Consider the following 10252-nt stretch of genomic DNA (forward strand, 5'->3'; position numbering starts at 1 on the left):
GGGGGAATGTTTCCAGCGCTTAAAAAACGCCTAAAGAGTGCAACCAGCCCGGATTTCACACCAAAGGCGGGATAATAACGCATCCCCTGTGAGTCGCCGGTTACATAGGAACGGATTTTTCAGCTTTAGCGCTGGTTCCAGCCGTTCTTTTGTCGGCACTTCTTCCCTGTTTCTGCCGAATTTTCTGCTGCGAAGCGCTTCCCCTGCACTCCACCACCCTCACCCCATGGCTCTGACCTCCCAAGACATCGCACGCGTGGCCAACCTGGCCCGGCTGGAATTGCATCCAGACGAAACCGAACACACCCTGCGCCAGCTCAACGGCTTTTTCGCCCTGGTCGAGCAGATGCAAGCCGTCAACACCGACGGTGTGGCGCCACTGGCGCATCCCGCCGCCCTGCTTGGCGAGGTGGCCCTGCGCCTGCGCGAGGACATCGCCAGCGAAATGAACCAACGCGAGGCCAGCCAGCGCAGCGCGCCCGCCGTCGAGCGCGGCCTGTTTCTCGTGCCCAAGGTGATCGAATGAGCAGCGCCATGAACAACCTCGATTTGCACGACCTGGGCGTGGCGCAACTCGCCGCCAAGCTGGCAGCGCGCGAAGTTTCCAGCGTCGAAGTGACGCAGCATTTTCTTGCGCGCATCCGCCAGCACGACCACCTCGGGGCTTTTCTGGCCACCGATGCGACCGTGTCGCTGGCGCAGGCCGGCGCCGCCGACGCGCGGCTGGCGCTTGGTGAACGCACGCCGCTGCTGGGCGTGCCGCTGGCGCACAAGGACGTGTTTGTGACGCGCGACTTCCCGACGACGGCCGGCTCGAAGATGCTGGAAAACTACCGCAGCCCGTTCGATGCGACCGTGGTCAGCCGGCTCGGCGTGGCGGCTGGCGGCGCCGGCATGGTGACGCTGGGCAAGCTCAATTGCGACGAGTTCGCCATGGGCTCGGGCAACGACAACAGTGCCTACCAGCCGGTGCACAACCCCTGGGACTTGAGCCGCGTGCCCGGCGGCTCGTCAGGCGGCTCGGCAGCGGCGGTGGCGGCACGGCTGCTGCCCGCGGCCACCGGCACCGACACCGGCGGCTCGATCCGCCAGCCGGCGGCTCTTACCGGCATCACCGGCATCAAGCCCACCTATGGCCGCTGCTCGCGCTACGGCATGGTGGCTTTTGCCTCCAGCCTGGACCAGGCCGGTCCGCTGGCGCGCAGCGCCCTCGACTGCGCGCTGCTGCTTTCCGCCATGGCCGGCCCTGATCCAGACCGCGATTCGACCTCGCTGGATTTGCCGGCTGTCGATTACGCTACTGATTTGATAGCTGCCAGCGCCCGTGGTACGGGGGCTACAGCCCTAAAAGGCTTGCAAGGTTTACGAATAGGTCTGCCCACGCAGTTTTTCGGCGCGGGCTGCGCGCCTGATGTGCTGGCCGCTGTGCGCGGCGCGCTGGCCGAATTTGAAAAGCTGGGCGCGACGCTGGTCGATGTCAGCCTGCCGCTGACCGAGCTGTCGATTCCGGTGTACTACGTGATCGCCCCGGCCGAGGCCAGCAGCAACCTGAGCCGCTTTGACGGCGTGCGGTATGGCCACCGTGCGGCGCATTACGGCGACCTGACCGACATGTACAAAAAGTCGCGCAGCGAAGGCTTTGGCCTGGAAGCGACGCGCCGCATCATGATAGGCACCTATGTGCTGTCGCACGGCTACTACGACGCCTACTACCTGAAGGCGCAAAAAATCCGCCGCCTGATCGCGCAGGACTTCCAGACCGCTTTTGCGCAGTGCGACGTGATTGCCGGCCCGGTCTCTCCCACGGTGGCCTGGAAGATCGGCGAAAAGTCCGACGACCCGGTCGCCAACTACCTGGCAGACATCTACACCTTGTCCAGCAGCCTGGCCGGCCTGCCCGGCATGAGCGTTCCGGCAGGCTTTGGCGCGCACGGCATGCCGGTCGGCCTGCAGCTGATTGGCAACTACTTCAAGGAAGCGCAACTGCTGGGCGCGGCGCACCAGTTTCAGCTGGCAACCGACTGGCATCAACGCAAACCCGGTAGCGCAACATGAACTCGACCACGACCCCCATCGCGAAATCCCTGCTCGTGCAGGGTTACGAAGTCGTCATCGGCTTTGAAACCCACACACAGCTGACGACGCAGTCGAAAATCTTCAGCCGCGCCTCGACCGCGTTTGGCGCCGAGCCCAACACCCAGGCCTCTAGCGTGGACTTTGCATTGCCCGGTGCGCTGCCGGTGATGAACAAGGGCGCGGTGCAGCGCGCCATCGAATTTGGCCTGGCCGTCAATGCGCACATTGCCGAAAGCAGTGTGTTTGCGCGCAAAAACTACTTTTACCCCGACCTGCCCAAGGGCTACCAGATCAGCCAGTTCGAGATTCCGGTGGTGCAGGGCGGCGTGGTCGAGTTCTTCCTTGACGGCGAGAAAAAGTCGGTTCGGCTGGTGCGCGCCCACCTGGAAGAAGACGCCGGCAAATCGCTGCACGAAGACTTCATCGGCCAAAGCGGCATAGACCTGAACCGCGCCGGCACGCCGCTGCTGGAAATCGTCACCGAGCCCGACATGCGATCAAGCGCCGAGGCCGTGGCCTACGCCAAGGAACTGCACAAGATCGTCACCTGGATTGGCATTTGCGACGGCAACATGCAGGAGGGGAGCTTTCGCTGCGACGCCAACGTGTCGGTGCGCAAACCCGGCGCCGACCTGGGCACGCGGCGCGAGATCAAGAACCTGAACAGCTTCAAGTTCATGCAGCAGGCGATGGATTACGAAATCCGCTGGCAGATCGGTGAAATCGAGGAAGGCCGTGCGATCCAGCAGGCGACCGTGCTGTTTGACCCGGACACGGGCGAGACGCGGTCGATGCGCAGCAAGGAAGATGCAGCGGACTACCGTTACTTCCCGGACCCGGATTTGCCGCCGCTGGTGATAGGGCGGGACTGGGTCGAACGCGTGCGTTCTGAGATGACGGAGCTGCCGCGCGTGATGGCGCAGCGCTTTGTGACCGACTACGGCTTGAGCGAGTACGACGCTGGACAGCTTACGCAGAGCAAGGCCATGGCAGGCTATTTCGAGGCCGTCGCCACGGCCAGCAAGCAGCCCAAGCTGGCCAGCAACTGGGTCATGGGCGAGCTGTCACGACACCTTAACGCCGAAGAAAAATTGATTGAAGCGGCCAGCGTCAGCGCGCACCAGCTGGGCCAGCTGATTGCTCGCATTGCCGATGGCACCTTGTCAAACAACGCAGCGCGCCAGGTCTTTGACGCTCTGTGGAACGGCGACGGCAGCGATGTGGACGCCATCATCGAAGCCAAGGGCCTTAAGCAAATGAGCGACTCCACCGAACTCGAAAAAATCATCGACGAAGTTTTGGCCGCCAACGCCAAGAACGTCGAGGAAGTGCGCGCCGGCAATGCCAAGGCCTTCAACGCGCTGGTCGGTCAGGCCATGAAAGCCAGCAAAGGCAAGGCGAATCCGGCGCAGGTCAACGACTTGCTCAGGAAAAAGCTGGCTTGATGGCGGTGCGTGGGGTGAACAGCGCCGTGTCAAGGATTTGACTGGCGCCCTTAAACGCTATCAAAAAAATAGCTGCTAGCGCCCGTATTCATTGGGCTGGAAGCCAATTTTACCGGTAAAACCCGAGAAATCAGGGTTTCGCACCGGCCTTGGTACCCTTCAGCCCGCCCGTGGTGCTGACACTTGCATTGGCAGGCGCGCCGCCAGCGAGCACCCACAGCCCCTTCAGCTTGACCAGTTCTTCGTCAAAACGCATGTTGACGCGCTTTTTCTCCTGATCCTGTTCCAGCACAAATTTCTTTTGCACCCCCACGCTGGCGTCGTTTTCCTCCAGCTTGCGCTGAAGTGACAGCGGCGCTTTGGCCGGATCTTTGACGTAAAACTCAAATTCGCTGTTCATGGCCTTGCGCTGCTCGGCCAGTTCCAGCGTTCTCTTGCTAGACGCCTTGATGACTTCCTCGATCTGCGCCAGCGCCGTGGCGCGCTCTTGCTGGTGCACTGCCGGGCTGGGATAGCGCAGCAGCAGGGCCCGGTCGCGCCGCTTGTCTTCAGCTTCGCGGGCCAGCGCCTCGGCGGCCAGCTTGTCTTTTTCTTCCTGCGCGGCGCGTTCCTGCGCCGTCAGGGACGGGCCGATCTGGCGCCGGACCGAGCCGCTGCCCATCAACTCCTGCTGCGTGCGGTCGGTGCATTCGGCAATCGGGCGGTCCGCCGTGATCTTGCGGCCTTTCGCATCGACACAGCTGTAGATGCTCTGCGCCGAAGCGGCGCCGCACAGGCAGGCAAGCACCAAAAAGTTGAGCGACAGCGTTTTTTTCGACAGCAATTTGATTCCTCAATCCACGCCGTAGCGTTCGCGGTAAGCCAGAACCGCCTGGTAATGGGCTTTGAAAGACAGCGCGCACTGAACATCCGCTGCAGCCGCGCTGCTTTGTCTGTTCAGATACTGCAGCAGGTCGGTCAGCCGCGCAATCGCGCAAACCTGCAGCCCTAGCTGTTTCGTCACGAACTGCACGGCGCTGTAGTCAACATCCACCCCATTTTCGGTGGCTTTCTCCTGGCGGTCCAGCGCTATCACCACGGCGTGCGGTACCGCACCGGCCGCCTCAATGATGGCAATCGACTCGCGCACCGCCATGCCGGCCGACATCACGTCATCCACAATCAGTACCCGGCCCTGCACCGTCGCGCCAACCAGCAAGCCGCCTTCGCCGTGGTCCTTGGCCTCCTTTCGGTTGTAGGCAAAGGGCCGGTTGCGGCCCAGTCGCGCCAGCTCGATGGCGACGGCGGCGGCCAGTGGAATGCCCTTGTAGGCAGGGCCAAAAATCATGTCGAATGCCAGCGCGCTGCGCTGCTCTTCGGCCAGCAGGCAGCGCGCATAGAATTGCGCCAGTCGGCCTAGCTTGGCACCATCGTCAAACAGGCCGGCGTTGAAAAAGTAGGGGCTGATGCGCCCGGCCTTGGTCTTGAATTGCCCAAAGCGCAGCACGCCCGATTCGACGGCAAACTGCACGAATTCCTGTGCCAGCGCGTTGTCCGCCTCCGCCGCCCCGCCCCGCTTGTCTGTTTGCCCTGCCATGCTCATTAAAAGTCCCATGTTTAAATTAACCAGCCTCAACCTCAACGGCATCCGCTCTGCCGCCAACAAAGGCCTGCATGACTGGGTGGCCCAGTCCATGCCGGATTGTATTTGCGTGCAGGAGTTGAAGGCGCAGGCGCTGGACCTGACCGGGCGCTTCGATGAAATCGCCGGCCTCAAGGGCTACTTTCATTTTGCCGAAAAAAAAGGCTATTCCGGCGTCGGCATCTACACGCGCCACGAGCCGAGCGACGTGATCGTCGGCTACGGCTCGCCGGAGTTCGACGCCGAAGGCCGCTACATCGAACTGCGCTTTGACCGGCCCGGCCGCCCGCAAAGCCCCAAACTGTCCATCATCAGCGCCTATTTTCCCAGCGGTTCGTCGGGCGAGGAGCGGCAAGCCGCCAAGTTCCGCTTCCTGGCCGAGTTTTACCCGCGGCTGGCGGCTTTGAAGGAAGAGCGCGACTTTGTGCTGTGCGGCGACATCAACATCGCGCACCAGGAAATCGATCTGAAAAACTTCAAGAGCAATCAAAAGAACAGCGGCTTTCTGCCCGAGGAACGTGCCTGGATGAGCGAGTTGCTGCGCGATGCCGCCCGGGTCCGGGAAGCGGCAGAAGATCTGATTCAGGGATCGGAAGCTGGCAGGGGCGGCGGCATGATCGACGTGTACCGCCAACTGCATCCCAAAACCATGGGCGAGGCTTACACCTGGTGGAGCAACCGGGGCCAGGCGTATGCCAAAAACGTGGGCTGGCGGTTGGACTACCACCTGGCAACGCCAGCCATCGGCCTGACGGCCCGTTCAGCGGCGATCCACAAGACCCAGCGTTTCAGCGACCACGCGCCTTTGACGATTGACTACGACTGGATGCTTTGATCAGCCTCATTTTGATCTGTGGGTTCTTGCGGTTTTCCGTGTCATCGACTGCCTGCCGGAAGCTGCGCTGGCTCGCTTCCTTGTAGACCTTGGCGCGGCGAGTTTCGTCGCCACAACACACGACATTCGCCATCGCTTCCTTGCCGCTCATCAGCTGGCGGACCCCGGTATCGATGAGGCCTGCTTCGATCGGGGCTGCAGTCTTTGGGGGTTTTTCATGAAAACTGTTGTTTTCTGCCAGGCCAGTTACCCAGTCGATTACTAGACGACTGGTCTAATATCGTGTAGACTTGCGGTATGGGTCATGATTTCACCGACGTTAAACAGCACATCCTGGACACCGGACGCGCCATCATCGTGGGCAAAGGGTTCTCGGCGGTTGGCCTGAATGAAATTTTGGCCACGGCCGATGTGCCCAAGGGCTCGTTCTACCATTACTTTAAGTCCAAGGAATCGTTCGGCGAAGCGCTGGTGGAAAGTTATGTTGCAGATTACCTGGCGCAGGTCGATGCCTTGCTCAAGCCCGATGGGCCGTCAGCCGCCGAGCGCCTGCTGCGTTACTGGAACAGCTGGATGACGACCGGCGACGACCAGAGCGCGCAATGCAATTGCCTGGTGGTCAAGCTGAGCGCCGAGGTTTCGGACATGTCTGAAAGCATGCGTCTGGCCTTGCTACGCGGCACCAATCTGATCATCGACCGGCTGACCGACTGTATATTGCAAGGCCGGGCCGATGGTTCGATCTGCGGAAATTTCGATGCGCATCGCACTGCGGTCGCGCTTTACGAGCTGTGGCTGGGGGCTGCCCTGCTGACCAAGCTAAGGCGCGAACGAAGCGCAATGGATGCGGCCCTGGCAGCAACTTTGGGCCTGCTGAATTTGCCGCGTCCGGTGGCTGGCTGATGCCATTTTTATTTCGTACTGTTTCCTCGTTTCCGTGTTCCCGGGAAGTTGTCGACTTGCGCTCTGCCGACAAAATTTTTACCCATTCGTTAGTCGACCGGTCTATTCAAAAAAAACATCTGCGGAATTCGGGTTTGACCAGCCCACCTCCCTTGTTGTCTCCTCCACAGCCGGTTTTTAAAAACGACCGGTCCTTTTTGTTCCATGAAAGAAGCACATGCTGAAAAAACTCCTTACACCTTTTCAAATCGGCCCTCTAACCTTGCCTAACCGCGTCTTGATGGCGCCCCTGACCCGCTCGCGCGCCAGCCAGCCGGGTGACATTCCCGGTCCGCTCAATGTTGAGTATTACGCGCAGCGCGCCAGCGCCGGCCTGATCGTCAGCGAAGCCACGCAAATCTCCCGGCAGGGCCAGGGCTACGCGCTGACACCCGGCATCTACACCGATGCCCAGGAAGCCGGCTGGAAAAACGTGGTGCAGGCGGTTCACGCCAAACACGGCCATATCGCGCTGCAGCTCTGGCACGTCGGCCGCGTCTCGCATTCGCTGCTGCAGGAAAACGGCGGCGCCCCGGTCGCGCCCTCGGCACTGATCGCCAAGAACACGCAATGCTTTGTGATCCAGCCTGACGGCAAAGCGGAAAACGTTGCCACCGAAACACCACGCGCCCTGGCGCTGGAAGAAATGCCCGGCATTGTGGCGCAATACCGCCAGGCAGCCGTGCGCGGCAAGCGGGCCGGCTTCGATTTTCTGGAACTGCATGCGGCCAACGGCTACCTGCTGCACCAGTTCCTGTCGACCAACACCAACCAGCGCACCGACGCTTACGGCGGCAGCCTGGAAAACCGCGCCCGCTTGACGCTCGAAGCGTTGGACGCGGTGATCAGCGTGATTGGTGCCGGGCAGGTGGGCGTGCGGCTGGCGCCGCATTTCGCGGGATTCGACATGGCCGACACCGAAGCCGAGGCCAGCGCCCTGTACCTGGCCAAGGAGTTCAGCGAGCGCGGCGTGGCCTACCTGCACATCGCCGAACCCGACTGGGCCGGCGGCCCGGACCTGACCGAAAAATTCCGTGCGCAACTGCGTGCCGCCTTCCAGGGCACCCTGATCTTTTGCGGCAACTACCACGCGGCCGATGCGGACGCGCTGGTGGCGCAGGGAACCGCTGACGCAGTGGCTTTCGGCCGGCTTTTCATCGCCAATCCCGATCTGGTCGAGCGTTTTCGCCAGGATGCCGAGCTTAATACCCCTGACAGTACGACGTTTTATGGCGGCGGCGCACACGGCTACACCGATTACCCCACACTGGACCTGCAGTCGGCCTGAAACGCAGGATTTCTCGGTGTGCTATTAAAAGCATAGCTGCTTGCGCCTATGGTTATTAGGCAAAGGCAATTTTTCCTGCCGATCAGCAGCGGCTCCAGCGCTCAGCACTTGCGCTGGTGAACAGCCAGGAAACCGGCATCACCGGATGCCTGCCGTGCTGCGTCAGCCGAAAGTCGACTGATTGTTTGAAGGCCTGCGGTGTGCAACCCGCAGGTCGATCGCCGCTAGTTCATCAACCAATTCAACGAGGAAACCATGTCCTATCAAAGCACCAACCCTTACGACGGTAAAGTCCTTCAGACCTTTGAGCAGATTGACGCTGCGCAGCTCGAGCAAAAGCTCAAGCAGGCCTCCGATTGTTTTGAGAACGTCTGGCGCCAGAAAACATTTGCCGAACGCTCTGCGGTCCTGGCGCGCGCCGCCGCCATCCTGCGTGAACGCCCCCAGGAGTTTGCCGAACTGATCACGCTGGAGATGGGCAAGCTGCTGCCGCAAAGCCTGGGCGAAGTCGCCCTGAGCGCCGCCATCCTCGACTATTACGCCGAACATGCCGAGCGCTTCCTGGCGCCCGAAAAACTGACCCCCCGTCGCGGCGAGGCGATGGTCGAAAGCAGCCCCATCGGCGTGCTGTTCGGCGTGGAGCCATGGAATTATCCGTACTACCAGATCGTTCGTTTTGCCGCGCCCAACTTGATGGCCGGTAACGTGGTGATGGTGAAACACGCCTCCAACGTGCCGCAGTGCGCGCTGGCGTTCGAGCGGCTGATGCAGGAAGCGGGCGCGCCAGCGGGTGCTTATACCAACCTGTTCATCTCCAAGGACCAGGTTTCGCAGGTCATTGACGATGCGCGCATCCGGGCCGTGGCGCTGACCGGTAGCGAAGCGGCCGGCGCCGTGGTCGCCGCGCGGGCCGGGCAGAACCTGAAAAAAACCACCCTGGAGCTCGGTGGCAGCGACGCCTTCATCGTGCTCGAGGACGCCGACCTCGACAAGGCGGTCAAACACGCCATCAGCGGGCGCATGAGCAATTCGGGCCAGGCCTGCACCGCCTCCAAGCGCTTCATCGTGGTCGATGCGATGGCCGACCGGTTCCTGGAAAAATTCCAGGCGGCGCTGGAAAAATTCCAGCCGGGCGACCCGATGGACAAACAGACTACGCTGGCGCCGCTGTCTTCTAAGGAGGCGCTCAAAAATCTGCTGGGCCAGGTCGATGGCGCGGTGGCCGGCGGCGCGCGCGTCCTCATCGGCGGCAAGCGCATAGACGGTCAGGCCGGTCCCTTCATGCAGCCGACGATCCTGACCGACATCGACAAAAACAATCCAGCTTACAAGCAAGAATTCTTCGGCCCGGTCGCGCTGTTCTTCCGGGTCGCTGACGAGGATGCAGCCGTCGCGCTGGCCAACGATTCACCCTTCGGCCTGGGCGGCTCGGTGTTCACGCAGGACATTGAACGCGGCAAGCGACTGGCGCGCCGGATCGACACCGGCATGGTGTTCATCAATTCGGACCTCACGTCGTCGCCAGAACTGCCCTTCGGCGGCGTCAAGAATTCCGGCTACGGCCGCGAGCTGTCCGGTGCCGGCATTCAGGAATTCGTCAACAAAAAGCTGATTCGTGTGAGTTGAGTCATTGCGGGGCTTCAATCCGCGTAAAAATCGGCAGCAGCTCACCTTCTTCGATACGCTGCTTCGTAGTTCGTGGCGGATAAACGTGAAAGTCGCCGCCTGATTTGAGTAGCCACGCCGCGAGGCCTAATTTGCGTCGTGGCTACCCCCGCATGGCATTGGGCCAGCCGGCTTTCCATCCGGAGCGCATAAGCGCAGCCGAATGTGGAGCCAAGATTACTATAAATATCATAGCTACTCGCGCCCGCCCCATATGGGCTAAAGGCACTTTTAGCCCCTGAAATGGGCTGGACGGCTTAAGCTTGCGCGGCCCAGATCTTCTGAATCTGCGCGGCCAGCGTCATCGGGTCGAAAGGCTTGGCAATCACTTCGAGCGCGCCGAGCGCCTTGTACATCGCCACCTCGGTGGCCTGCACCTT

The 10252-nt window shown here is 61.5% G+C and carries 9 protein-coding genes and 1 pseudogene; 7 read left to right on the forward strand and 3 right to left on the reverse strand.

From position 1 onward, the window contains the following. The first annotated feature begins 226 nt into the window (after positions 1-226). The 3 genes from gatC to gatB are packed head-to-tail and all read left to right on the forward strand — an operon-like array spanning position 227 to position 3521. A complete protein-coding gene (gene gatC / locus HHJ18_RS19500; RefSeq protein WP_296917959.1) occupies positions 227-526 on the forward strand; it encodes an Asp-tRNA(Asn)/Glu-tRNA(Gln) amidotransferase subunit GatC in 300 nt (99 codons plus the stop codon). Further along, positions 523-2055, forward strand: a complete 1533-nt coding sequence (gene gatA / locus HHJ18_RS19505) for an Asp-tRNA(Asn)/Glu-tRNA(Gln) amidotransferase subunit GatA (RefSeq protein ID WP_296917961.1) — start codon at positions 523-525, stop codon at positions 2053-2055. The genes gatC and gatA overlap by 4 nt, the downstream gene beginning before the upstream one ends. Then, on the forward strand, positions 2052-3521 hold the full coding sequence (gene gatB, locus HHJ18_RS19510; RefSeq protein ID WP_296917964.1) for an Asp-tRNA(Asn)/Glu-tRNA(Gln) amidotransferase subunit GatB: 1470 nt from the start codon (positions 2052-2054) through the stop codon (positions 3519-3521). Before gatA ends, gatB begins: the two co-directional genes overlap by 4 nt. A gap of 130 nt (positions 3522-3651) precedes the next feature. Here the strand turns inward: gatB and HHJ18_RS19515 are convergent, their stop codons facing one another. Both HHJ18_RS19515 and pyrE read right to left on the reverse strand, forming a co-directional pair. Beyond that, a complete protein-coding gene (locus tag HHJ18_RS19515) occupies positions 3652-4344 on the reverse strand; it encodes a DUF4124 domain-containing protein (RefSeq protein WP_296917966.1) in 693 nt (230 codons plus the stop codon). Between the two features lie 9 nt (positions 4345-4353). Continuing rightward, positions 4354-5103, reverse strand: a complete 750-nt coding sequence (gene pyrE / locus HHJ18_RS19520) for an orotate phosphoribosyltransferase (RefSeq protein WP_296917968.1) — start codon at positions 5101-5103, stop codon at positions 4354-4356. A gap of 10 nt (positions 5104-5113) precedes the next feature. On the opposite strand from pyrE, the gene HHJ18_RS19525 reads away from it, so the two are divergent. Then, a complete protein-coding gene (locus tag HHJ18_RS19525) occupies positions 5114-5977 on the forward strand; it encodes an exodeoxyribonuclease III (protein WP_296917970.1) in 864 nt (287 codons plus the stop codon). Between the two features lie 25 nt (positions 5978-6002). Here HHJ18_RS19525 and HHJ18_RS19530 read toward each other — a convergent pair. Next, positions 6003-6218: pseudogene (locus HHJ18_RS19530) on the reverse strand (hypothetical protein); the annotation flags it as partial. A gap of 56 nt (positions 6219-6274) precedes the next feature. Here HHJ18_RS19530 and HHJ18_RS19535 point away from each other — a divergent pair. The 3 genes from HHJ18_RS19535 (at position 6275) to HHJ18_RS19545 (ending at position 9833) form a co-directional block, all read left to right on the forward strand. Then, complete coding sequence (locus tag HHJ18_RS19535; protein ID WP_296917972.1) at positions 6275-6880, forward strand: TetR/AcrR family transcriptional regulator; 606 nt, start codon at positions 6275-6277, stop codon at positions 6878-6880. A 217-nt stretch (positions 6881-7097) separates the two neighbouring features. After that, positions 7098-8207: an alkene reductase gene (locus HHJ18_RS19540; protein WP_296917975.1), complete on the forward strand. Its 1110-nt coding sequence runs from the start codon at positions 7098-7100 to the stop codon at positions 8205-8207. 255 nt (positions 8208-8462) lie between these two features. Then, the gene (locus tag HHJ18_RS19545) at positions 8463-9833 is read left to right on the forward strand and encodes an NAD-dependent succinate-semialdehyde dehydrogenase (RefSeq protein WP_296917977.1); all 1371 of its coding nucleotides are present in this window, start codon (positions 8463-8465) and stop codon (positions 9831-9833) included. Positions 9834-10252 lie beyond the last annotated feature (419 nt).

The organism is Polaromonas sp. (genome assembly GCF_012927455.1).
GTDB lineage: Bacteria > Pseudomonadota > Gammaproteobacteria > Burkholderiales > Burkholderiaceae_C > Polaromonas.

What these genes read in the sequence shown, in the direction of transcription:
- HHJ18_RS19535 (WP_296917972.1), top strand. Translation starts at nt 6,275, where the DNA reads ATGGGTCATGATTTCACCGACGTTAAACAGCACATCCTGGACACCGGA.
- pyrE (WP_296917968.1), bottom strand. Translation starts at nt 5,103, where the DNA reads ATGAGCATGGCAGGGCAAACAGACAAGCGGGGCGGGGCGGCGGAGGCG.
- HHJ18_RS19540 (WP_296917975.1), top strand. Translation starts at nt 7,098, where the DNA reads ATGCTGAAAAAACTCCTTACACCTTTTCAAATCGGCCCTCTAACCTTG.
- HHJ18_RS19525 (WP_296917970.1), top strand. Translation starts at nt 5,114, where the DNA reads ATGTTTAAATTAACCAGCCTCAACCTCAACGGCATCCGCTCTGCCGCC.
- gatB (WP_296917964.1), top strand. Translation starts at nt 2,052, where the DNA reads ATGAACTCGACCACGACCCCCATCGCGAAATCCCTGCTCGTGCAGGGT.
- gatA (WP_296917961.1), top strand. Translation starts at nt 523, where the DNA reads ATGAGCAGCGCCATGAACAACCTCGATTTGCACGACCTGGGCGTGGCG.
- HHJ18_RS19545 (WP_296917977.1), top strand. Translation starts at nt 8,463, where the DNA reads ATGTCCTATCAAAGCACCAACCCTTACGACGGTAAAGTCCTTCAGACC.
- gatC (WP_296917959.1), top strand. Translation starts at nt 227, where the DNA reads ATGGCTCTGACCTCCCAAGACATCGCACGCGTGGCCAACCTGGCCCGG.